The 23,526-nt window shown below is 65.5% G+C and carries 20 protein-coding genes and 1 pseudogene; 12 read left to right on the top strand and 9 right to left on the bottom strand.

The genetic code is table 11. The features are described 5' to 3' along the window. Positions 1 to 9: 9 nt before the first annotated feature. Together RY076_RS02080 and RY076_RS02075 are read right to left on the bottom strand one after the other, a co-directional pair. The gene (locus tag RY076_RS02080; RefSeq protein ID WP_323095756.1) at positions 10 to 678 is read right to left on the bottom strand and encodes a peptidoglycan-binding protein; all 669 of its coding nucleotides are present in this window, start codon (positions 676 to 678) and stop codon (positions 10 to 12) included. Positions 679 to 927: 249 nt separating this feature from the next. Then, positions 928 to 2,103, bottom strand: coding sequence for a S53 family peptidase (locus RY076_RS02075; RefSeq protein ID WP_323095755.1), 1,176 nt, complete (start codon positions 2,101 to 2,103; stop codon positions 928 to 930). 305 nt (positions 2,104 to 2,408) lie between these two features. Between RY076_RS02075 and RY076_RS02070 the strand changes: the two genes are divergently transcribed. The 5 genes from RY076_RS02070 to RY076_RS02050 all read left to right on the top strand — a co-directional run bounded on the left by RY076_RS02070 (position 2,409) and on the right by RY076_RS02050 (position 5,637). Next, positions 2,409 to 2,615, top strand: coding sequence for a hypothetical protein (locus RY076_RS02070; protein WP_323095754.1), 207 nt, complete (start codon positions 2,409 to 2,411; stop codon positions 2,613 to 2,615). A gap of 134 nt (positions 2,616 to 2,749) precedes the next feature. Further along, a complete protein-coding gene (locus RY076_RS02065; RefSeq protein ID WP_323095753.1) occupies positions 2,750 to 3,088 on the top strand; it encodes a hypothetical protein in 339 nt (112 codons plus the stop codon). A gap of 32 nt (positions 3,089 to 3,120) precedes the next feature. Continuing rightward, a complete protein-coding gene (locus RY076_RS02060) occupies positions 3,121 to 4,335 on the top strand; it encodes a hypothetical protein (RefSeq protein ID WP_323095751.1) in 1,215 nt (404 codons plus the stop codon). Further along, a complete protein-coding gene (locus RY076_RS02055; RefSeq protein WP_323095750.1) occupies positions 4,335 to 4,757 on the top strand; it encodes a hypothetical protein in 423 nt (140 codons plus the stop codon). The genes RY076_RS02060 and RY076_RS02055 overlap by 1 nt, the downstream gene beginning before the upstream one ends. 295 nt (positions 4,758 to 5,052) lie before the next feature. Further along, on the top strand, positions 5,053 to 5,637 hold the full coding sequence (locus RY076_RS02050; protein ID WP_323095749.1) for a hypothetical protein: 585 nt from the start codon (positions 5,053 to 5,055) through the stop codon (positions 5,635 to 5,637). Positions 5,638 to 5,912: 275 nt separating this feature from the next. Here the strand turns inward: RY076_RS02050 and RY076_RS02045 are convergent, their stop codons facing one another. The 3 genes from RY076_RS02045 to RY076_RS02035 all read right to left on the bottom strand — a co-directional run bounded on the left by RY076_RS02045 (position 5,913) and on the right by RY076_RS02035 (position 9,847). After that, positions 5,913 to 6,806: a helix-turn-helix transcriptional regulator gene (locus tag RY076_RS02045; RefSeq protein ID WP_323095748.1), complete on the bottom strand. Its 894-nt coding sequence runs from the start codon at positions 6,804 to 6,806 to the stop codon at positions 5,913 to 5,915. A 211-nt stretch (positions 6,807 to 7,017) separates the two neighbouring features. Next, positions 7,018 to 7,809: a hypothetical protein gene (locus RY076_RS02040; protein WP_323095747.1), complete on the bottom strand. Its 792-nt coding sequence runs from the start codon at positions 7,807 to 7,809 to the stop codon at positions 7,018 to 7,020. A 1-nt stretch (position 7,810) separates the two neighbouring features. Continuing rightward, positions 7,811 to 9,847, bottom strand: a complete 2,037-nt coding sequence (locus tag RY076_RS02035) for a DUF262 domain-containing protein (RefSeq protein WP_323095746.1) — start codon at positions 9,845 to 9,847, stop codon at positions 7,811 to 7,813. A gap of 512 nt (positions 9,848 to 10,359) precedes the next feature. Between RY076_RS02035 and RY076_RS02030 the strand changes: the two genes are divergently transcribed. The 6 genes from RY076_RS02030 to RY076_RS02005 all read left to right on the top strand — a co-directional run bounded on the left by RY076_RS02030 (position 10,360) and on the right by RY076_RS02005 (position 17,901). Continuing rightward, positions 10,360 to 10,548, top strand: a complete 189-nt coding sequence (locus RY076_RS02030; protein WP_323095745.1) for a LuxR C-terminal-related transcriptional regulator — start codon at positions 10,360 to 10,362, stop codon at positions 10,546 to 10,548. 295 nt (positions 10,549 to 10,843) lie between these two features. After that, positions 10,844 to 13,423 carry a Z1 domain-containing protein gene (locus RY076_RS02025; RefSeq protein ID WP_323095744.1) on the top strand — a complete coding sequence of 860 codons (2,580 nt, stop codon included), beginning with the start codon at positions 10,844 to 10,846 and terminating at the stop codon, positions 13,421 to 13,423. Then, positions 13,416 to 14,426, top strand: a complete 1,011-nt coding sequence (locus RY076_RS02020) for a PD-(D/E)XK motif protein (RefSeq protein ID WP_323095743.1) — start codon at positions 13,416 to 13,418, stop codon at positions 14,424 to 14,426. Before RY076_RS02025 ends, RY076_RS02020 begins: the two co-directional genes overlap by 8 nt. Beyond that, a complete protein-coding gene (locus RY076_RS02015) occupies positions 14,410 to 16,257 on the top strand; it encodes a hypothetical protein (RefSeq protein ID WP_323095742.1) in 1,848 nt (615 codons plus the stop codon). Before RY076_RS02020 ends, RY076_RS02015 begins: the two co-directional genes overlap by 17 nt. Before the next feature lie 41 nt (positions 16,258 to 16,298). Continuing rightward, positions 16,299 to 17,141: a hypothetical protein gene (locus RY076_RS02010; RefSeq protein WP_323095741.1), complete on the top strand. Its 843-nt coding sequence runs from the start codon at positions 16,299 to 16,301 to the stop codon at positions 17,139 to 17,141. 1 nt (position 17,142) lies between these two features. Beyond that, on the top strand, positions 17,143 to 17,901 hold the full coding sequence (locus tag RY076_RS02005; RefSeq protein ID WP_323095740.1) for a hypothetical protein: 759 nt from the start codon (positions 17,143 to 17,145) through the stop codon (positions 17,899 to 17,901). 56 nt (positions 17,902 to 17,957) lie between these two features. Here the strand turns inward: RY076_RS02005 and RY076_RS02000 are convergent, their stop codons facing one another. After that, on the bottom strand, positions 17,958 to 19,409 hold the full coding sequence (locus tag RY076_RS02000; RefSeq protein WP_323095739.1) for a DNA cytosine methyltransferase: 1,452 nt from the start codon (positions 19,407 to 19,409) through the stop codon (positions 17,958 to 17,960). 37 nt (positions 19,410 to 19,446) lie between these two features. Here RY076_RS02000 and RY076_RS01995 point away from each other — a divergent pair, with 37 nt between their 5' ends. After that, entirely contained in the window at positions 19,447 to 19,968 is a 522-nt protein-coding gene (locus tag RY076_RS01995) for a very short patch repair endonuclease (protein ID WP_323096382.1), read from the top strand. Between the two features lie 183 nt (positions 19,969 to 20,151). Here the strand turns inward: RY076_RS01995 and RY076_RS01990 are convergent, their stop codons facing one another. From RY076_RS01990 to RY076_RS01980, 3 genes and pseudogenes are all read right to left on the bottom strand, one after another. Further along, positions 20,152 to 22,017, bottom strand: coding sequence for a DUF2075 domain-containing protein (locus tag RY076_RS01990; protein ID WP_323095738.1), 1,866 nt, complete (start codon positions 22,015 to 22,017; stop codon positions 20,152 to 20,154). 170 nt (positions 22,018 to 22,187) lie between these two features. Next, on the bottom strand, positions 22,188 to 23,162 hold the full coding sequence (locus tag RY076_RS01985) for a glycoside hydrolase family protein (protein ID WP_323095737.1): 975 nt from the start codon (positions 23,160 to 23,162) through the stop codon (positions 22,188 to 22,190). Positions 23,163 to 23,167: 5 nt separating this feature from the next. Next, positions 23,168 to 23,515: pseudogene (locus RY076_RS01980) on the bottom strand (carbohydrate ABC transporter permease); the annotation flags it as partial. Positions 23,516 to 23,526: the final 11 nt, after the last annotated feature.

The raw sequence follows: 23,526 nt of genomic DNA, 5'->3' as shown, positions 1-23,526 counted from the left end.
AAGGACCCGCTACTGGTTGATCGTCGAGGTCTGGTCGGCGGTGGCCTGGGCCGTGCCGTCCAGGTGCTGGGTGATGCTGCCGCTCTGGTCGGCCATGGAGACGGCCTGCGAGCCCACCGACCCGACGTTGGCCGACACGGACGCGTCGATGGGCGCGGCCACGTTCGCGTTCGCGGCCACCGCGCCGTCGACCGGTGCGGCGAGCTTGGCGTCCGCGGCAGCGTTGACGTCGATGTTGAGCAGGTTGCCACTGAGCGCCGAGGACGGTGTCGTTCCGGTCGTGCTGCCCGCGTCGGTGCCCGTGGTCGTGCCGGGGTCGGGGGTTGTGGCCGGCGCCGGCGTGGTCGTGTCGGGCGTGGTCTGCTGGATGTCGCTGTGCTGCGGTGCGTGCGCGATCGCCGACCCGGTGAGGCCCTGGTCGATGTTCACCGCCTGGTGCGCCACTGCCGCGTCCGTCGAACCGACGGACAGGATGTTGGCCCCGACAGCGCCGGCGATCGGCGCCGCGACGTTGGCGTTGGCCCCCACGGCCAGGTCGATCGGCGCGGCGACGTCGAGCGCGAGGTTGAGGTCGGCGTTGAGGTCGAGCAGGGACATGACCTCCTTGTCCGGCAGGGCCGCACCGGCTTCCGCAGCGAGTTCTTCCGGGGAAACAGGGGGCAGATCTGAATCGGTCATCAGGTACTCCATTCCGGCGCCGTCCGGCGCCACTCCTGCGCTTGAGAACCACGCTGCGACGCAGCCGGGCCGCGTCGACCAGCCCGGAATCGAGCTGACGCGCCGCACCGACCTCGCAGGTCACTGCCCGACTTACCCCGAAAAGGACAAAACGCACCGAACCACCGATGTCGGTTCGGTGCGGGTGCCGAGACCAGACGCGGAAGGGGCCCGCCGTGAGACGGGCCCCTCCCCTTTCGGTGCTGGAGATCAGAACGCGCTGGTGCCGTTCGGGGTGCCGAGGCCGGTCGGGCCGTCCCAGCCGGTGCCCGACGTGCACCACACCGCGGGGGTGCACGTGCCGTTGGTGCCGGTGGTGACGTCGTTCAAGCCCGAGGTGTGCGCCCACGTGTAGGACGCCGGGTAGCCGGACGTGTTGCCCGAGAGGGCGTACACGCTGCCGATGATCGGGGACGAGGCGCTCGTGCCGCCGTAGACCTGCCAGCCCTTGCGGCCCTGGTAGGACGTCGAGTCGTACACGGCGACACCGGTGTTCGGGTCGGCGACGGCCGAGACGTCGGCGTTGGCCTTGCCCGAGCACTGCGTCGCGGAGGTCTGCCACGCCGGCTTGGCGTTCAGCGTCGAGCAACCGCTGCCGGCGCCGCTCCACGCCTTCTCGGTCCAGCCGCGGCTCGTGCCGGAGGCGCGGGTGAGGCTCGTGCCGCCGACGGCGATGACGCTGTCGAAGGAGGCCGGCGACTCGATGCCGTAGCCGTTGTCACCGGTCGAGGCGGTGATGGCGATGCCGGGGTGGTCGTAGGCCGAGGTCTGTGCCGAGTCGGAGCCGCCGTAGCTGTTGCTGATGGCGGAAACTCCTTGCGTCGCAGCGTAGTTCACAGCCGTGCCGAGGTCGGCGAACGAGGCGGAGTTGGCCTCGACGAGCAGGATCTTGCAGTCGGGGCACGACGCCGACACCATGTCGAGGTCGAGGCTGATCTCGGTGGCCCACCCGGCGTCGGTGCGCGGGAGGCTCGAGCCGCCGGTCTGGTTGACCTTGCGGAAGCAGCCGTTGGCGGTGGTGCAGGCCGGCAGGCCGAACTGCGAGCGGTACGTGGCGAGGTCGGCCTCCGCGGTCGGGTCGTTGTAGGCGTCGACGATCGCGACGGTGCGGCCGCCGCTGGACAGGCCCGTCAGGCCGTACGCCGCCTGGATGTCGGTGGGGCCGTACCCACTGGGGGTCGCCGTCACCTGCGGCTTGCCCGTGGCGTCGACGACGACCATGGCGTTGCAGCCCGCCGTTCCGGGAACCGGCTTCGCGCAGACGTGTGCGGCACGGTGGGTGGACGCCGCCGGGGCGCTGGTCGGTTGGGCCATCGCCGACGTCGCGCCGAGGGTGAGCATCAGCGCGCCGACGGCAGCGCCGAGTGAGAGAGCCGAGCGTTTCACAGGTCCTCCAGGGTTGGGTGTGACGCTCGGCGCAGCGTCGATGGGGGTCGGCGGCGCGATCGTCGAGGCCTCCCAACCTGACTGGCGCGCCGCGTTCCGGACGCTACGCCCGGCGAGGTAAAGCGTTGGCCAACGTTTGGGAAGACTTCTGCCACGCAAGGGAGTTGGCCGCACTCGTCTCGAGTGGCCGCGTCGCGAGCGCACATGAGGCTGTCACCGACGCGTCGGTTTCCGGAAAGCCGAACGGCTCGCCGACGCGCCGCCTAGGCTGACGACGCACACCTCGGACGACGACAGGGGGCGACGTGGCTCGGGTCTTCAGGGTGATCGCGGGCGTGCTGCTCGGGGGCCTCGGAGGGATGGCCTTCGCCTTCACCGCCGGTCCGACACTCATCTCCGCCATGGGCGCCAGTGAGAGCAGTGCCATGGGCGCCTTCTTCTTCATGTTCTTCTGCGTCCCCGTCATCGGTGCGGTCCTCGGCGGGGTCGTCTTGGCCAGGTCCCGCGCCTGAGGATCGTTCGTCTCGGTTGCGGGCGCTTGGAGTGTCAGCGGCGACCGAGCCTGCAGCTGCGGGCGTGTGGTGCGCGTCGCGTCTGCTGTGGATGACGACGGACACGCTGTCCGAGATGTCCCTAGCCTCGAGTCATGTCCTACGCGATCGACACCGACGGGGCCGGCGGGGCCGGTGACACGCTGGCTCTCACGGCTACCGCGCTGAAGGACTGCGCCGAGGCGTTCGCCTACGCCGCGGGTGTGCTGCAGCGCGGCGTCGGTGACGACGACCCGTTGCTCTCGACGGCCGCCAAGGAGTTCGCCGGCACCCAGACGATGTCGCTGCACACGGCGTCTGGCGGGTTCGCTGCCCTCGGACGGAAGGTGTCGTGGGTCGGCCTGACCGGTAAGGAGACCGAGCTCGAGGTGGCGCAGGCTCTCGGCCTCCTGGGCAAGGCGGCCCCGACCGGCTCTGCGGGACAGGCACTCTGATGCAGCCGGATCCGGGAGGGCCGCACGGCCCGATGACCGTACCCGCCGGTGACCCGCAGTCGCTGCGTGCGGCGGCCCGCCGGCTCGGCGTGGTAGCCGAGATCGGCCTGCAGACGCCCGGCGTGCGTGGCCAGTCGGCGTCGATCATCTCAGCGGTCTGGCAGGGTGACGCGGCCACCGCGGCCCAGCGCGAGGCCGACGTCCTTGCGGGCCGCACCCGCCTGCTTCTCGAGCGCGTCGGAGGTGCTGGCGCCGAGCTGCTCGCTCTCGCAGTCGCTTTGGAGGAGGCCCAGGCGGTCGCTCGGCGTTCGATCGCCGAGCAGGACGCGGCCCAGCGCGACTACGAGCGCGACGTCAACCCGGCGTTCCCGCTGCTCGACCCGGTCGCACGTGCTGAGCATCAACGCGCCCTCACCGACGAGCGCGACCGACGCCAGCGCCTGGCCCGGTCGCGGTACGAGGCGGTCATGGCCCAGCTTCACCTCAAGCGTCGGGCCCTGACGCGTCGGCTCCTGTCCCTCGCCACCGCTCCCCTGCGTGGCGGCACCAGCGGCACCGGCGGCACCCTGCCCGGCCCGAACACCGCCCAGGGGGTGATGCACGACCTCGTCGGCGACCTCACCCTGACGATGACCGCGCTACTGCCGCCCGAGTGCACGACCGTGGCCGTCGACGTCTACGACAACGTCGACACCGGCCTGCCCGAGTGGTCGCTCGAGCAGAAGCTGACCGACGCCGGGATCATCCCCGGGCCCAGCGTCATCGACAAGATCGGCTGGGGCTCCGGCGCCGCGGTGACGTCTGCCCAGTACGGCCTGGCGGCCGCGTTGCGCCCGAGCGGCACGGTGTCGCGGGTGGCTGGGAACCCTGCCGTGCGGCGCACCGTCGACACCCTGAACAAGGCTGACAAGGTCGCCGGCTGGGTTGGCATCGGCCTCTCGGGCGCGACGACGATGGCCGGCCAGCTCGACTCCGACTCGAGGAAGTACACGAACATGCCGACGTGGAAGCTCTTGGCGCGCGGCGCCGTCCAGGGAACCCTGGCCGGCGGTCTAGGAGGCGCCGCCGGTGCCGGTTGCGCCAGGGTGCCGGTCGTCGGACCGGTGCTCTCACCTGCCTGTGGCGCAGTGGGAACGGCGATCGGTCAGGAAGCCGGTCGACAGGTGAACAACTCGTCGATTCTCAAACCCGAGCGGGCGGACACCCGAAGGACCGTGAGTGTCCCGCTCCAGGCGGTGTGGAACTGATGGAGTCCTGGCCAACGTGGCTCTTGGTCCTGGTCATCGACGCCATCGTGGTCGGCGGCTACGTGAGCGTCGCGACGCCCTCGCGCATGTACCGAGGCCGGTTCAGGTTCGCCCAGCTGCCCGATCGTGGGTACTTCGGCGGGCTGTGCGCGGGACTCGGTTTCACGCCCGTGGGCCTGTGGATGAGCATCGGCGGCTCGGACGAGGGAGTCGTGGCCAACATCCTCTTTTCATGGCTCGTGCTGTGCTTGGCCTACTGCGCCATAGGCCAGTTCGCGGCTGTCCCCATCCCCAAGTGGTTCGTCCCCTCAGCGTTCAAGAACGACACCGAGCACGTCTACCCCCGACGCGTCCTCGGGCTCCGAAAGGTCGACCGCCTCTCCGACCGGCCCGACGCCGTCGCTCGAGAGCTGCTGCCCTGACCGGGACCGACGACGCCGTGCTGCACGTCCGAGCGACGCGCAGCACGGCTCGTGGTCCAGCGCTCACGCAGCGACCGTGGCCACACGACGCGACGGCAGCGCGGACGCCACGGCGAGCAGCGCCATGGCACTCGCGAGGTAGACGAGGCTGTGCTGAAGCCGGCACCGGGGCGGCCGCCATCGACGCGACCGCTTGCCATCCGTCCTCCGGGGTGCTTCCCCGGGCCCTTCGGGATCGACAGACGGTAGGTGGAGACTGGTCGGGTCGACGGGACCGAGGAAGAGGTGGCAGGGCATGCCGGACAGCGAGACGTACGTGACCCCGAAGGTGGCGCAGCCCTACTGGGTCAAGCACGCGTACGAGGTGCTCGTCGAGACCGCGGGTCGCTACAACGCCGTCATCACCTACTCCGAGCTGGCCGAGGAGGTGCAGCGTCGTTCGTCGCTGCACACCCGGTCGAGCATGCAGAACTGGGTCGGCGGCCTGGTCACCGACGTCGCCAAGGTCAACCACGTGCGGGCCGAGCCGCCCCTCGCCTCGCTCGTGGTGCGCAAGGACGACGGCCAGGTCGGCGCCGGCTACGACGAGGTGCTGCGGCTCGCCGGTGAGCGGCTGAGTGCCGACTCGATCGACCGGGAGAACCACGCCGCCGCCGCGCGCCTCGAGTGCTACCGGCACTGGGGTGCCGACGTTCCCGCCGACGCGACGCCGACCCTGGCCCCGCGCGCACGTGCTCGCGAGACGCGGGCGCAGACGCCGGGGACTCCGCGGACGCCGCGGACTTCGCGGGCTGCAGCAACGCCCGAGCGTCGCGGTGCGATCTGCCCGACCTGCTTCATGGAGATGCCGCTGTCCGGTGGCTGCGTGAACTGCAGCTGAGCTCGGCCCCGGCCGTCGCCGGTTGTGGCGCACCTGGCCCAGCATCGGCGTCCGGGCAGCGGGGATCTGGGTGCGCGGAGCCCCTGCCGTGCGCACCCAGACACCCCTGCCGGCCCGGAGTCGGCCAGCCGATGTCGCGGCTGCCGACGTCCGGGCGCCCACCCCTTCTGCGGTCGTCGCCGGGCCTCCCATGCCCGACGACGAAGACGCTTCCACCAAGGATGGGCAACACGACCGGCCGGCACTAGGTGTCGGAACCGACACCCCGTCAGTTCCTACCGCCGCGGCGCGACGCTGCGGCTTGCTCTGCTCCCTGCCCACCACGCGGTCGCCGCCGCGCGCCCGTGTAGGCCGGTCTTGGCGTAGACGGAGGACAGGTGCTTGCGGATGGTGCGCTCGCTGAGCCCGAGGCGGTGGCCGATGGCGTGGCTCGTCAGGCCCTGGGCCGCGAGCGCCAGCACCTGACGCTCGCGCGCGGTCAGCGTCGGGAGCTGCCCGGCAGCGCTGGCAATCCGGTCCTCGGTGCCGGCGCGGTTCGCTCCGTTGGCGCCCGCACTTTCATCGTCGCCCTCGACGGCGGCCAGGCGCGCGAGCGCCGCCTTGAGCCGGACGTTGAGGGTGAGGGCGGGCGCGACGATGCTCTGGATCAGGGCGAGCGCGTCGAGGTCGTCGTCGGTGAAGTCGCGCCGGCCGCGGTGCAGCCCGAGGAACACGAGGTCGTTCGCACTGAGGTGCAAGGCGATGGCGACCGGGAACTGGCCGTCGGGCAGCCAGCCGTGCATGGCGTCGAACTCCGGGGTGTCCCAGAACTGGTCCATGCGCACGTGGTCGCTCGTGCGGACCGGGCCGGTGACGCCGATGCAGCGCATGGCTGCGATCGCGGGATGGCTGCCGGCGTACTGCGCCGCGCGTTCCGCCTGACCGAGCGGGACCACGCACCCCTCCGACGTGACGACTGCCGGAGCGTCATCGGTCTGCACGTGCGGCCCGAACGACGTGAGCCCCGCTCCCCCGTCGGCGCCGAGCACGATCTCGATGCGCTGGACGAGCTCCTCGGCGAAGGCCTCGTCGGCGGCCGCGTGCCGGGCGATGTCGACGGCGAGTCGCAGCACGTCCGCCTCACGCGGGTGCCCGGCGCCCAGCAGGGTCGCGGCCTGTCGCGTGCCCATCGCGCTCCGATCGCCTGCGGGTCATCGAGGAGTCCGGCCCGACGATCGTAAGAGCGGGCTGCAGGCTTTGCGTCGTTTCGCCAAGTTTGGCTCCGTTGCCTCGTGGGGCCCTACCGCTCTCTACCTAGCGCGCGTAGCCAACCTGCTGCCTCCTCCGTCCACGTGACGCCGGGCGGGACACCCGCCCAGGCCAACTGGGTAGCCATATCGATCATCGAGGCGGCATATCCAAATGCGCCAAGGTTGTTCGGACCTCTTCCCTCAATCTGATCAGTTCATACAGAAGCTCGAACACAGGCCTGGTCAGAATCTCCTCGACCGCCTGTCGCCGCACCCCGCTGGGACTTAGACTCTCTGCCACCAAGCCAAGAGTCATGTCCTGGCCCTTTCCACGATTCAGTCCCACCCTGAAGACGCGACCGCAATAGGCCCTGGACTGCATGCCTTCACCTAGGTCGGATTCGGCAAGCCCCCAAGCATCCATGATGCTCTTCCAGCCGGCAGGGTCCTCCGTGCGGTTTGGAACCGGAGGCATTTCATCGATGCCTCCAACGGGACGATCGGCAGAGGCAACTGCGGTTCTCAGGACACCCTGGCCGAGGGTCATGACTTCCAAGTCGTCAGAGAGCTCGTAGACTTTTTGGTTGGCCGCACGAGCCTCGAGAGTCCATCGAGCAGCGGCCGGACTGCCATCCGCGAAATCTAGACGGTAAAGAGTCAGGCGCCAACCTTGGTCCGCCGTTTGAAGCCCCAAGCTCAGAGCGGCCTCTCGCAACACATGGTCGATGTCTATGGCATCCACCACGCGATCCACTTCGCGACGCACTTTACGACGCTCCCGGCCAGCGATAACAAGACTAGCTATGTACAGTACGAGCGCCAGGCCGCCGGCCGTAGCCGTCAGATACCAAACTTGGCCGAAGATCCCCAGGAAAGCGGCAAGAAAGGTGAGCAATTGCGCAGCGGTCGCGAGTCGGTGCGCCGTAAAATGAAATCTTGCCACGCTAGAGCCTTCCGGTGACGTCTGCGCCCACCTTCTCCAGCGATGCAACGGCGTCGACTATGGAAATGCGTACCGCCTGATTGAAGTCGAAACCATCAAGATCGCTGAGACCAGGCACGCCCTCAACCTCGCTATGCAGCTGCCGCCCAGGAAGTACACGGTAGCCTGCCTGCTCAACCTGACGCACTAATGCATCCCCCGTTTCACCGCTTAGCTGAGCAAGGTCATCGAGGGCGATCCAGGTGTCCGGCGGTATAGCGTCTAGCACGTTAGCGACCGTGAAGCCCTCCGGGAGCAGGGTCGCAAAGAAGGCATCCTTCTCTGGGGTAGCCAAGCTGGGACGGGGCCATATCTTCACCGCGAGAGCAAGAAGCTCGGCCGACCGCGTATCGATCATTTCAGGCGTCCAGTCATCCCCAATCCCGGCCGATCGATTGATTGGCAGGTTGGATTTCCTCAAGAGTTCTGACTTCTCGACAGGTGGCCGCTGGCCAAGAATAGAATTCTGCCCCGTCACAGTAAGATTTCCGATCACGTGAAGCTTTGCTTCAGCGGTTTCGAGTGCGACCCCATTGCTTGTAAGCATGGTTTTCCATGCATCAGTCATGACCTGGGGCATGATGTGCTCAACCGTCAGTTCATCGCGGACGATTGTCTCTGCAGGCATCAAGTAGTCGTTCAACTCGGATAGCACAAAGCGAACTTGACCGGCTTGCAAGGTGTGGTACAGAGGTGACGTGAGGCCACGATCCGTGACCTCGTTGTCCGCCGGCCAATACTTGTTCCCACGCAGTAGCTCATGCGCAAGCTGTTCAGCTACGGCGCCAGGCTTTAGGCTAGAGGGAATCGCGGAAATGATGCGATTGAGATTGTTTGTTGGAATCGCACACAGTCCGCGGCGAACCAAGAACGAAAGTATGTACTGCAGAGCGCGTGTCGCATCTGAAGTGCTGGTACTGCCAGCCTCGAGACGACTGAGTGTTTCCAAGGTTATGGGAAGGTGCGTTGAGGAGCCCCATGAATTTAAATCGAAAACCGCTTCCCGCAGTTCGGCATTCCAGGCTGGAAGACTATGTTCACCCGGCCTCAGAATTGCCAGAAATAGCGGAGCCTCTCGCTTCAAGCGTTCGAGTTCTAGACGAGCGACGACCGCCGGCCCCTCGCTCGACAGACGCTGCAATTCCTTCAAGTTCTTCTGGAAAGGCGTGTATAGATCTCTCTGGGTGGTCTTAGGGTTCCGCCGAACTAGCTGGGCCCAGAAATACTGGGAGAGCACGCCCTCAGAACCCAACGCATCTTCTAGAGGTTTCCACGTTTGGGAATAGACATCAGCGGCTACAGCATTATCGAATTGCATGAAGCTGTGGTTTCTGATCAGGTCAATCGCTGAAAGCCTCATGCCAGAGTGGTTGATCGTGTTGAAAATCTGATTGATATTGTCATCATCCGACGTATTTATTTCTACAACGATGAGCCGCAGAAGAACTGCATTCTCAAACTTCTTGAAGTCGAAGTCTGGGGCCGATGCAGCCTTCTTTATCTGCTTCTTATACCACGAGTAGGCATCGCCGATCTGTCCCGTTGGTCCACCCTCGTAGACCGTCGAAACAAAATCAGATCGATCATTGTCGCCGGGCACTAGGCGGTGGGGTTGATCTGGATTATAGGGGTTGCTGAGATATTGGCTGGTGTACGTGTCCGGATTCCATTCCGGCTCCAGTTCATGTCGGACGTCGCGCAGCGCCGCTAGGAGTGCGAGCAATGTCGTGAGTCGCTGTTGCCCGTCGATCACCCAGTAGCGCGCGACGGTTGATGCTGGCCCCGGCGCCGGGTGCAAGACGATGCTCCCGATGAAGTGCCCTTCATTGGGAATAGGATTCCCCGCCTGAACATCCGGAGCTTCGTACTGATCCAGTATATCTTCGTACAGCTCCAGCCACTGTGCCTGCTTCCACTTGTAGTGGCGCTGGAACTGGGGAACCACGAAGACCTTGGTTCCGATCAGGAGCCTGGCGAGGTCGGTCTGCTTCGTCTGCACCGTCGGAGCTTATGTCTCGGAACCTTTGTTTGGGCGGAGACAGGCCTAGAGGATTGGGGCGGAGACGGTCTGCGTGGGTGGCCACCGGACAATCACGGGCACGCGCCCACGGACAGCGGCCTCGGTCGTCGTCGTGGCCCCTCGGCCTGGCTGCCTGCCGATTACGGTCGTTCTGTCCTACCTGCCGCGCGTGACCCTCATTCCGCGACTTCGACGTCAACCACCTTGATGTCCACGCCACCGACATACCGCCCAGCATGCTCTTGGTGTTCTTCTAGGCTTGTTCGACCAGTTCCGACTCCTTGGCTCCGTCAGTGAGCTTGTCCTCGGCCAGCAGGGAGAGCACCCCGCTGGTCCTTCGACGACAGTGCGTCACCGATCCGGTTGAGCACGCCGCGCGCTCCTGGTGGTGGCCAAGGTGAGCAACCGGCGACGAGGTGGTCGGCGCGGTCCAGGCGCACCGGCTGGGCATCACAGCTAGCCAACGCGCTGAGGCTGCTCGGCTGTCCGCGATGCTGACGCGGCGTGAGCGGGAGGTCGTCGCCGGGTTGGCGCGCCGGCTTTCGAACGCCGAGTTGGCGCGCGAGCTCTACGTCAGCGAGACGACCGTCAAGACGCACGTCGTGAGCGCGTGCGCCAAGCTCGGCGTCGACAACCGCGTGCAGGCCGCCGTCATCGCGGACCGCGCTGGAGTGGCTTGACACGGGTCGGTTCGCCACATTCGTGGGTCTGCCGCTACACCGTGACGTCGTTAGCGACGCCGCGAGCAACGTCCACCCAAACGTTCATGTCGAGGTAGACAGCGAGTGCGGGATCGGTGCTTGAGGAGTTCACCCCCTTCAGTCTGAACGACCCGCCGCCGGGTCGTCCCTATGGCCCCAGATTGGGTCGGTTCGCGTATTTATGAGATTGCCTCGCGACGTGGCGCTAGCCTGCTGTCCGACGTCACAGGGGAGAAAGGCCATTGGGGTGGAACTAAGCGTTCGGGAACGGGCTGTGCTGGATCAGATCGAGATGCTCATCCGGCAGGGCCGGTCCGAGTCCGAGGCTGCGGCCACACTCAAGGTCTTACTCGTGGGCGAACAGGCGCTCGTAGACAGCGTGGTGCAGTTCCGCCACGACATCGCCGAGCAGCGCCGGAACATGGGTGCCCAGAACGCCGTGTTCGATCCCGAGGACGAGAGCGGCCCTTGGTATGTCGGTCCCAGCGCCATGGATGTCTTCTGGCCTGACCTGAAGGCGGGACTCGAAGGCGACCCCTCTTGGGTCGAGGCTGTACCCAGCCTCGATGCCGCTTCCACGGACATCGTCGGCTTACTTGCAGACCCACACAGTCCGTCAATCAGGACCCGCGGCCTCGTGCTGGGTTTCGTGCAATCAGGCAAGACCGCCAACTTCACTGCCTCCATCGCGAAGGCAGCGGATGCGGGCTACCGACTGTTTATCGTGCTGTCGGGGGTGCACAACTCACTTCGACGACAAACTCAGCTCCGGATCGACGAGCAACTCATCGAAAGGCACCCGGCTCGGTGGGTCGCCCTCACGGATGAGCACCGCGACTTCGGGCAGCCGGTGAAGGCCCTCCCCCTGCTGCACGCGCCGGATCTCCGCATCATCGCGGTCGTCAAGAAGAACGTCTCAAGACTCACTCGGCTACGTGACTGGCTCCGGGAAGCGCACAAGCACGGGGGGCTGGACTCCTGCCCGGTCATGATCATCGACGACGAGGCGGACCAAGCTAGCCCCAACGCTGCCAAGAACCCCGAGCTCGATCGCACAAAGATCAATGAGCGACTAACCGAGCTTCTAGCGCTCCCGCGGGTGGCGTACGTGGGGTACACCGCAACACCGTTCGCCAATGTCTTGGTCAACCCCGCCGATGCGACTGATATCTACCCCAGATCGTTCGTCTACTCGCTGCCAAAGCCGGCCACCTACTTTGGCTCTCGGGAACTCTTTGGGCAACACATCTCTGAAGAGGAAGCCTCGGCTGCCGACGCTCCGCATGACATGATTCGGATCATCCCGGACGATGAAGCCGAAAGGCACTCGACCAAGACTCTGCTCGCCGAGGGACCGGAGGTCACCGACTCCCTAGCGGAAGCGATCAGGTGGTTTGTCCTCGCTACGGCGGCCAGGCGCGTGCGGTCAGGCGTCGCGAAGCACTCGAGCATGCTGATTCACACGACCATGAGGGTCGGTCCTCAACTCGACTACTTGGATCCAATCAGCGCCCACGTCAAGTACCTCGGCACGGAGCTCGCGGCAGGCAACTCCCACCTCTTCAGGTCCTTGTGGGAGAAGGAAGTGGCGGCCGAGCCCGCGAGGCGACATGGCCTCGAGCCGGTTACGTTCGAGCAACTGCTGCCCGCCCTCCCTGAGACGATCTCAGAACTCAAGGTGCTCGCTGACAACGGCTTGTCCACGGACCGACTCGTGTATAACGACGAGCCCGCCACCGTGATCGCCGTCGGCGGCAACACCCTGTCCCGAGGGCTGACGCTCGAAGGTTTGGTTTCGTCGTTCTTCCTGCGGAGTTCGAACACCTACGACACGCTGCTACAGATGGGCCGATGGTTCGGCTACCGACCCGGATACGGCGATCTCCCGCGGATCTGGACCACCCAGCAGCTCGCTGATGACTTCGAGTTCCTGTCCGATGTCGAGGACTCCCTCCGCACCGAAATCGCCAGGTACCGGACCATGGACGGCGCCACGCCCGCGAACTTGCCAGTTCGCATCCGGCTCCATCCCCGGATGCAGGCCACCGCGAACCAGAAGATGAAGTACGCAATTAGAGGAGACGCGTCCTTCAGCGCCCAGCGACCCCAGACCACCTACTTCACGCACCGGGATGCGGCAACGATCGCTCAGAACCTTGGCGCTGCTCGGAAACTATTGGAGACGGCAAAGGCAGCAGGCGTCCACGAGGACGTACAGGACAGCCGCGTGATCCTCCGCGACATTCCGGTCGGGCTAGTCAGCGAGTTCATCCGCGACTACCGCTTCCACGAGGACAGCGAACTGCGTTCCGACCTTCTCGTAAAGTACATCGCCGGTCAGGTTAGGGCGGGCGCCCTCACCGCCTGGAACGTGGCGATAATGGGCATCCAGCAGCCCAAACGAGCACTGACACTGGGCCTCGACTCTCCTAGCCCGCTCATTACCCGATCCAAACTCAAGCGGACCAGCACCCCTTCGCGGGCCGTCATTGGAACCCTGATGTCAAAGCCAGATCGTGTGGCCGACCTCGTCCCCGCAGCCTCGGTCGGGCCTCGATCCACTGACGCGGAACTGCAGAAGCTACGCGACGAAGACGGCCGCGGCCTTCTGGTCCTGTACCCGATCGACAAGGACTCCAAGCCGAAAGCCGGGGTTACGGACCGTGTCCCCCTCGAGGCATCCGACGACCTGCTCGGCGTTGCGGTCTGCTTCCCGACAGCGGCGCCGGGATCCGAGCCGGAGAACACCATCCAAGTCGACCTCACCGAGATGCAGGCGGACGACGAGGTCGGATCGGACGCCTACGAGGACACCGAAGGGTCTCGCGACGACGTGGATCTCGAGGATGAGTAAGCGAGACCTTGACGGGATCTGGACCGTCCTCTCGACATCGCCGCCCACGCTGGGCATCACCGTAGCCCCGACCGGATATCAGGTAGCGGCCGGTCCCTTGCTCGCAGGAATAGACAGCGAGCGGCGACGACACCTACTTATCCCCCTTTCGGCCGGTGAGGCTGCGAGGACCGACACAAAGGGCAAGGCAGTGCACCTCGCGCGTGTCGCTCACGACGGCACCGACTACCTCACGGTGTTTTGCCTGCTTCCGCACTTGCACCACGTCTTCTCGCAGTTCTGCCGCGAACTTGTGGAATCGGTCGAAGAGGTTGGGTCCCCGGCCGGCGAGGCAAGCAAGGCCTTCGACCGGTGGCGAGCCTTGTTCTCTGATGCGCAAATGCAGAGAGGCCTACCCGACGAGACACTGACGGGCCTTGTCGGCGAGTTGCTCGTGCTCGAGGCGTTGCTCAAACGTGGCGCGCCGGCCGATCTCGGTTTCTGGACCGGGCCGTTCAGTGAGATCCACGACTTCCGAAGCGCGACCCACGCAGTAGAGGTGAAGGCCACACTGGTGCGTGAGGGCCGCATCGTTCACATCGCGAACGTCGACCAACTCCAAGAGCCGTCCGGAGCCGATCTCACCTTGGTGCACATACGGCTCGACCGTGATGCCAACGGCTTTGATCTCGAAACCTTGGCGCATCGCGCCTTGTCGGCCGGTGCCGTACGAACTGAACTCAGCCGTCGCCTTGCGGAGCTCGGCGCCGATCTGGACGACATGAGGCCGTATGCCACCCGGAAGTTCCGACTCGTCGAGAGGCGCACCTACGACGTGTCCCGCCCAGCCTTTCCCCGGCTATTGCGCTCGTCCTTCGCGGCCGGGGACCTGCCACCGGGCACGTTGCACGTTACGTACTCAATCGACCTGACCAACGAGCCCCCTCACCCGCTAACCGGAGACGAAGAGCACGCGGCCCTCGAGGCCTTGGCGAAGGAGGCCGCAGATGCAGTGGATCCCTGAACCCAAACCACCCACCGGCGGGCTCGCGGCCGAGGGGTTCTACAAGTTGCTAGGGCGCCCAAGACTAGACCCACTCACGGTCCTGGTCAGGGAGACCGCCCAGAACAGCTGGGACGCCCGCCTCGACGGCGGCAGGCCGGTCGACTTCGGGATCGAAGGTTGGATTCTCGATGACAGCGAGCGGAGCGCCCTCCGCAACCAAGTGTTCGTAAACGCCGCCCGAGCACGGGGAACAGGGCTGGCCCAGGCCCTGTCCGCACCTGAGCTCGTCGGCATCTACATCACGGATCGCCACACCAAGGGTCTCAGCGGTCCCGTGCAAGCGGATCAAGCGGACCCCGAGGGCGTGTACGACTGGGTCGACTTCGTGCTCAACGTCGGTGAGGCCAACACCCAAGGTCACACTGGCGGCACCTACGGGTTCGGCAAGACGATCTCGTACGTCGTCTCGTCGGCCAATGCCGTGGTCGTGCACTCTCGAACGGTCTACAAGGGTCAGCTACAGACCCGCCTGATCGCCTGTGCCATCGGGGAGAAATTCTCCGCCGGCGGCAAGGTCTTCACGGGAAGACACTGGTGGGCAATCCCACAAGGGGACGCGCCTGTCCCCGCAACCGGCGAAGACGCCGATCGCTTGGCGGAGGCCATCGGCATGCCCGGCTTCGAAGGCGATGAGACCGGGACCAATATCCTGGTGATCGCACCTGATCTCGGCGGTCGCCGACCAGAACAAGCCATGAGATTCATCGCAGAATCCGTGACTTGGCACCTTTGGCCAAAGCTCATGGCCAAGGCCACAACACCGCCGATGATCGTGGAAGTAATGTGGAACGGCCAGGTCGTGCCGATCCCGCGCCCAGAAGAGCGCCCTCCCCTCCATGGCTTCGCGCAAGCCTTTCGGGCAATCCAAGAAGGCGCAAAGGTCAGCCAAGACATTCCGGGGCTTAAGATCGAGGGCATCCGCTGCCAGCGGCCGAAGACCCTTGTGGGAACACTGGCAACCGTTCCGCTGATCCACCGGGACCGGGTCGCCGTCGATGATGGACACGACCCCGAAGACGCCGAGACACCGCGGCCCGCGGCCGCAATCACCGGGGTATGTCACCACGTAGCACTACTGCGGACTCCGGAACTAGTCGTCGACTATCTCCAAGGCCCACCACCTCCCGAAGGCGGCACTGAATGGGCCGGAGTCTTCCGCGCCCACGATGACCAAGACGGCCATTTCGCCGCGGCGGAGCCCCCCACGCACGATTCCTGGAACCCCGAGCTGCTGCCAAAGAGCTCGGGCCGAACCATCGTCAACGTGGGCCTACGTGAGATCCGCACGGCTCTCGAGAATCGCTGGGCGCAGAGGAACAACTCGCGTCACGCGGATGCAACGAGCACAGCCCTGATCGCCGACGAGCTGGGCCACCTACTGGGGCCACTGGAAGGCAGGGCGCGCGGACGCCACCGGAAGGACGTGCGCCGCACTCCGACGGGCCCAGCCAAGCCAAAGGTCGACTTCATCCACTCAGGCCCCATTGAAGTCGACGGCGAGCTAGCGACACTCGCACGTGTCAGCGTGGTGCCCGGGAAGCTATCAGGCGCAACCCGACTGCATGTCGCAGTCGCCGCCGCGCTGGATGGCACCTCGGGGGATGCGGACCTTGATCCGAGGCTCGCGCTGATCGCAGCCCGTGTCGGCGGGCAGCCGGAGGAGATCTCCGGCTTGGCCGGGCGTCTTGACCTCGTCTGGAGCTCGGCACCGGTCGAAGTGGAACTGGTCGTTCGCCGAAGCGCAGACACCACAGTGTTGTTCGACCTCGAGGCCGAGCCGGTTCTATGAAGCGCCCAATCGTCCCCTTTCTCACCTGTCCAGAAGTCGCAGTGAACCACGGTGAGTGGCTACTCGGCACGCCGGAGGGTGACGTCCCCTTGCCTAAGGAAGTCCCGCACTGGGACTACCAGACGGTATTGGAGCTAGCAGCACCCGTGTCAGTCGACCGCGCTTTGGTCACGGACTCATGCCAGCTAGGGAGGACAAGCGGCCTTGCCCTCTTGGTCATGGCGCGTTCCGACAGAACCAATGCGGAGCTCATGGCATCACGCTTGGAAGTCCCCCATTCCGACTCCTTCGACCTAGCAGTCAACCTCCGCATTGAAGGAGCCCTGCTAGGGGGGAGGCTTACTCTCGAAACCTTGCTCGTCGTCACCGAGCCGGAGCCTCTGAGCCGGCTAGCTCCCCAACACGCCGGCAGCATCCTTTGGCGCTCGCGCAGCTGGACCGACCTAGAAGGTGTTGGTACGCAGTTCCCCACGGACACAGTCGACTTCCGGACCGTGGGCCTCGATCCCAACGCCGGATGGCAGTTCAAGGTCGATCTGTCCGATCCGGAGGCACGATTCATGTCGGCCGCTCGCCTCACCCTCAATTCAGGACACCCAGCGATAATGCGACTGCTGTCGGGCAGCCGGGATGCGGGGACGGAGCAACTTCTCCGGACTCTGAACTGGGACGTCACTCGGCAGATGGTCCAAGCCGGTCTCGCCTGCGACGACGTTGCCGGTCTGGAGATCGACCCAGACGACACGACCGTCGCCGGTGTTCTGCGCAATCTCCTTGGAAGACTGTGGCAGTTGGAGAGTGTGGCAACGATTCGCCAATGGCAGCAGACCGACCCCCGACGCATTGAGGTCCATATCCAACACCAGGCAAGGCTGCTCATCTGACATGGCCACCCTCCTCTACCCACGGCTTCCACGCGGCACCGCCCAGCAACTAATCCATGAGCGCGCGGGCGCCAAGCCTGCGGAGCTCGTCGAGCTCGCCGCTCTACACCACCCCGACGCCCAGCCGTCGGCGTCAGGTGGCCACCCGGCGGACCTGCAGAAGCTCGCCGAGATCCAGGCCACCATCCGAGAGATCGCCCAACGTGCGGGATATCCGCGACCACTCGGCGGACTTGCACAAAACTTCGACCGGCCTTGCGGGACAGCACTTTACGAGCGGATGGGCATCGTTCCTGCAGATGCGGCCGAGGAAGGTGTCTGGTCCTTCCTGACAGTTGTGCTCGTGCCTGAGATCGGCCCTTGGCGCTTCCCTGCCCAACCTGAGGAGCGGCTCTTGGGCCGACCGCGCAACGTCCTTCGCCGGACTTGGTGGCGCGCATGGGCGCTTGGCCCAGACCTCGAGTCAGCGCCCGAAGGGTGCACGCCACTTGGAGAAGACGAGTCAGTTCAGATCATGGAGCGGCCTTCGCTCGGGGGAAACCGTCGCACCGCCAAGGCCATGCAATACGCCGCTTGGCGTGCTGAACTGGAAGGGCTGCCGGCCCCGCGCTCGGAACTCATGCGCCAACTGGCACGCAGGCTGCGAGCGACGCGATCCCACATCTCGCTGGACTCGCTCGAGGACGCCGATCTGGCGTCACTACTCGACCGCTTGGCCGCAGAGGCCTTGGAGAGCCTGAGCCCAGCCAGCACCAACTAAGAGTGCGGATGGGGTGCCGTCACGAGCGAAAGGACGTCAATGCCGCGAGGAGGCCGTCACTGCGCCCCCGTCGAGTGCAGCACTTGGTCAACGACGCCCGCCAGTTGCACCGCCAAGCGTGGCGGGACAGCGTTGCCAACTTGGTGGTACTGCTGGGTGCGATTGCCACAGAAGTAGTAGTTGTCGGGGAACGTCTGCAACCTAGCGCCCTCTCGAACTGTGAGGCTCCGCATCTGGCCGGGATCTGGGTGGATGTAGTAGTGACCGTCCTTGGCTATGTGGCTTACAACCGTCGTAGAAGGGTCGCTCCACCGTTGGACCCTAAAGCGATCCTTGAAGGGCGCGTCCGGCCGATTTGCGTTGGCGTGGTTCGGCTTGAGGCTGTCGGGTAGCTGGTCAAGCTTTATAAAATCACCGCGCTCAGCTCGTGCAGCAAGAAACCCGTACCGAATAAGGTCTTCAGGCATGTGGGCTCGCGCCCGGTGCTGACTGAGGCTCTCAAGCCGCGCATCGGCAAGCCACGCCTCGAGTTCGCCCTGCTTAGTGCGCGAGATACCAGCCCCCCCGAAATCGCTTCCGGAAGTTGCTGGGACGGCCCGCTTTCGACGGCTCTCAGCGAGGTCCATCGCCTTCAATCGGCAGGACCGCCAGAGATCTTCCGAGTCCATCCGCAGCGGGCTCACCTGCGAGCGGATTCGGGGAAGGTGCTCCAGCGCTTCACGGACGGACACGGTATTGCCCTTGGCCAACGGCAAATACTTGACTCCGGTCAGATCCTCACGAACCCCGAGCAAGATCACACGGTGACGCGCTTGGGGCACCCCGTGTTCCTCCGCCCGGATCACGTAGTCCTTGGGTCCGATCTCGCCAGGCCCTCGCGTGGTCGTGAAGGAGTGGATGACATAGCCGGGGCGCTGGAGATCGGCCAAGATCCTGTCAAACATTCCGACGCCCTTGTGCCGGGAAGACAACAAGCCCTTCACGTTCTCCATGACAAAGACGGCCGGCCGGAACTTTTCGATGATGCGCAGGTACTCCCTGTAGAGGAAGTGCTTGACATCGTCCTCGAACTTCTTGTCATGGCGCCTGCGTGACCTCCCAACAAGCGAATAAGCTTGGCACGGAGGCCCCCCGATCAAGACCCAAGGATCCTCTCGATCCGAACCCAGAGCCGCGCCGATCGCAGCGTCAGTGCGCTCAACCTCCCGGCCGAGTTCAAGCTGGTGAATCTCGCCTCCCGCATCCAACAGCGCCTTCGACACTTTGGGGTTCGCTTGGAACGCCCTCCAGTCCAACCGCCCGTTTAGGAATGAGTAGTAGACGTCCGGGAAGTCGCCACCCGCCGCGAGCGCGCGCATCGCAGTGCGGAGCGTCAGCGTCTCACACGCCACCCGATCCATCTCGAACGACGCCACCGTCTTGAAGACTTGGCGACCGTCCGTGCGGAAACTGGAGAAACCCTCGTTCAGGCCGCCGGGGCCAGCGAACAGGTCGACGACCGGGATCATCCAGTGAGGGTCCTATCTTTGAGTGCATGAGCTCGGGATGCCGACAGGCCCACCCCTCGGCCGCCCACCGGCCTCCAGGCTACCAGGTCTGGCGACCCAAGGAGTCAAGATCGTAGCGCGCCCAGAAGAGCCAATCCGATCAGCGCCCACAGCCTCTCTGAGTGCTCGGTTTGCTGCCCAGCGTCGCGAAGACACCAAGCCCGAGGTGGAACTTCGGCGACGACTCCACGCTCTTGGCCTCCGGTATCGGGTTCACTTCCTAGTACCCGGCTTGCCGAGGCGAAGAGTCGACATCGCCTTCACACGTTCCCGGGTCGCGGTCCAAGTCGACGGTTGCTTCTGGCACGGTTGCCCGGAACACTGCGTCATCCCTGCCACAAACAAGGACTGGTGGCTCTGGAAGTTCTCAGTGAACTCAGAGCGGGACCGGGATACCGACCGCAGGCTCGCCGAACTGGGTTGGACGGCCCTGCACATTTGGGAGCACGAGTCGCCTGAAGCCGCTGCAGACCGCGTCCTCGAAGCGCTTGGGATGCGTCCACCGGCGCCAAGCAGCTGACAACTCACTGATCGCAGCGCACCCCCTTCCTACAACTCGACCATGGGCGCACGATCGGATGTCGATCGTTCAACGAGGCGGCGGGCGACCCGTTTGCTGGTCTGACTTGGCAACGGATGTAGGCCTGTCCCCACGGCCAACGACAAGTCATGGCATGGCGTTCCTTGTCAAGCATCGACCCCGTCAGCAAACCAGTCCACGAAGGAACTCGCGCGTCTGTGCATCAGTCGAGTAGATGCTCACGCTCTGCATTCCCCGCGTGAGGAGCACCTTGTAGACATTGCGCACCAAGCGGTCGAAGTCGGCCTCGCTCACCTTGGTGCGGTTGCGGAAGTCGGGGTCGCGATTGACTTCGCGCATGGTCAACCATCGACCGTCTCTCCACACGAAGTCGGGTCCGATGATGACCCCTGCATGGTCGTACTCGAAGCCCTGTGCGGTGTAAACGCACCCCACCTGCCCGAAGCCCGCAGGATCGCTGGCCCACAGGGCCGCCGGCGGCGCACCTCCTACAGAGCGTTCACCCCGCAGGTTCCAAGGCCGAGCCCAGCCCTCGATCTGCACGTCAGGCACCAGAGATCCATCGGAACGCGGGTCGCTCCAGGGCCAGCAGTAGCCGGCCGCCATTCGGGCCGAGTAGCCATCCTCACTCCGGGCGGTCAGGAAATGTTCGAGCTCCTCCGGCGTGTCCACCACGGACACCTCGAAGCCGTCGTCACCACGCCACGGAATCGGACCTCCGGGCTTCAGCCCTAGCAGGCGCTGGACCCAATCGACGTAAGCCTCGGATCCACCGCACCGGAACTGGTCGTTGAGGTTGATGTGCTCCACGCGGATGCCGAGCGCGGCCGCGTGCGCCTCGATGTCCTCAACGGTGCCCATCTCGCCGGGCCTAACGACCTGGTGCTCGTCGAGAAGGAACACCGGAACACGCGCGGCGGAGAGCAGCTCGTGGATCTGCGGCCGGCCGGAGTTGCGCAGCTCCTTGCGGGTGTAGCGGTTCACCGATGTTTCACGAATGCGGTGAGCCTCATCGAGGATCAGGCAGTCGAGATCGTTCGGCTCCGCCGTCATGAAGGAGTTGAAGTAGGTGAACAGCTTCGCGACCGCGGGCGCGCGCTTGCCGGCGACCTTGCGCAGCGTCTGGGTGAAGGACTTGGAGCCCGTCGCATGCATGACCGCCCGTCCCTGCCGGGAGAGCTCACCCATCAGCGACAGCGCAATGACTGACTTGCCGCTGCCCGGCCCGCCGCTCACGACAACGGCTGTCTTGGTGTTCGAACGCCGGGCACGGTTGACCGCGTGCATCACGTGCTCAAAGGCATCGCGCTGCTCGTCTAGGAGCACGAACTGCTCGCGACGCTGTACCTCGTCGGCGGCTGCGGCCAAGAGCTGCTTGCTCGGAGAGATTCTGCTGCGCAGAAGGCGATCTGCGGCCTCGGCCCCGCTCTCACCCGGGGCGAGGAGAGAACGCAGATACTCGACGAAGGCTCCGCGGTCCTGTCCTGTGAACAAGGCACTCTGCTTGGTGGTGGCTCGGCGGCGCAGATCAGCGACGCCCTGGTCAGTGGCGTTGTGCAGGTAGGCCACGCCTGCGAGGGAGTGTGACTGCTCCGCGAGCATGACGGTGAAGGAGGACAGGTACTCGCAGTAGTCGGCGACCTGGAGAGCCGGGTGGGTCACCGCTCGGTGCCCGTACTGCTCCACGGTCACCAGCGTGTCGCTGTCCTCGAAGCGCTCCGCAGCACTCCACTGCTTCAGCTCCACGACGACGTAGGACGGCTGACCGGTCTTCGGGTGAACACCGGCGAGCACGACGTCCGCGCGTTTGCTTGTCAGAGGCAGCTGGTACTCGATGAGCATCTCGACGTCGTCGAGCCCGGCCGACACCAGATCCGCTCGAAGGGCCGGCAGGCTGCGCTCCCAGGACCGTGACTCGCTGGCCGCGGGGCGCCTACCGGTCTGGATGCTCATCTGCTCAGCGATGTAGTCGGCGAGATGGGCTTCCAACGACGAGAAGCCGCGTACGGAGGTGCGGAGAAGGTGCACGGACAAGTCCCCTGGCAGCACGAAGTGACTCGTGCGGTGTGGGGGCATGTCCGTAAGGAAGCCCGTCGGGCCGCAATGACAGTCGCAGACTAGTCAGAGGACCCCCTGACGCACGGCGATCGACGCGCGTCAGGGGGTCAAATGCCGCCGCAGGTCCGCAGACTGTCCGCTCAGTTGCTCAGGAAGAGGACGTCGTCCTTCCACCGAGCCGTCATGGGGTCGGTGATTTCGCCGATGAACTGGCCGCCGGTCTCGTTGCGGAAGGCCATGAACTTGGTCTCGTCGGTGTCGCGGTGGGTGATGAACTTGCCGACGTAGAGGGTCGGGTCGTCGATGCGTCGCGCCCCGGCGATGTCGTACGGGCCGAGCGGCGAATCCGCCGAGGCGATCCACACGCCGCCTTCGGTCCCCGTCGCCTTGAGCCGGTCCGAGGCGTCCCCCGCCAGGCAGTTGAAGAGCAGCACCTGCCGACCGTCCACGACGAACGGCTGCAGCACCTCGAGCTGCCCGAACCCCTGCCCCGGCGCCGACAGTGGCTCACACAGCTCCCAGTTCTCCAGGTCGGCCGACCACGCATGCCCCACCACCCCCCGGTCCACGCGGTCCGAGGGATCAGCGTCGGGCCCGACAGCCGACCGCGCGGTGATGAGCATGTGCCACCCATCCCCGTCCGGGTCGGCGAACACCCACGGGTCGCGGAACGCCTCGTCGTGCCAGTTTCCCTCGGGTGCCGGCGCCCACTTCTCGTAGATCACCCCGTCTGCCGATAGCACCGGCCCCGGCGCCTTGTCCCAGACCATCAGGTCCGAAGACGTCGCGTACCCGATCGACTGCACGTTCGCCCCGAACGAGTTGAGCGACGCCCCCGTGTAGAACATGAACCACCGCCCGTCCCTGTGCCGCACCACCGACCCGGTCCACGTCGCGCAGTCGTCGAACGCCGGCGCGTCCGACCGCACCAGCGCGTCGACGACGCGCTCCCAATGAACCAGGTCCGTAGACACCGCATGCCCGATGGACGCCCGGTAGTGCCGCGCGTGCGGATCCTTGAGCGCACGCGACGCGTAGAGGAAGAACAGGTGGTACTGCTCGCCGTCGTCGACGGTCCAGAAGTCCCACACCCAGGCCTCGGGCAGACGGAACACGAATCTCAGCCTTTCACGCCGGAGCTGGCGATGGAGTTGATGAAGGCCCGCTGGAAGGCCACGAACAGGACGAGCACCGGGGCGGTGATCATCGTCGCGTAGGCCATGATCTGCCCCCACGAGGTGTTGAGCTGCTTGAAGTAGTCGATGCCCACCATCACCGGCCGCAGCTCCTCCGACTGCACCGCCATGAGCGGCCACAGGTACTGGTTCCACGTCTGCAGGAAGGTGAAGATCGCGACCGTCGCGACGGCCGGCCCCGACAGCGGCATGACGATGCTGCGGTAGATGCGGAACCACCCCGCCCCGTCCACGCGCGCCGCCTAGTCGAGCTCCTTCGGGATGTGGTCGAAGTCGTGAGTGC

Source organism: Intrasporangium zincisolvens, from assembly GCF_034724055.1.
In the GTDB taxonomy this organism is placed as follows: Bacteria; Actinomycetota; Actinomycetes; order Actinomycetales; family Dermatophilaceae; genus Monashia; species Monashia zincisolvens.
Note: the sequence above shows the minus strand (reverse complement) of the source record. Positions and strands in the feature narration are given on the sequence as shown.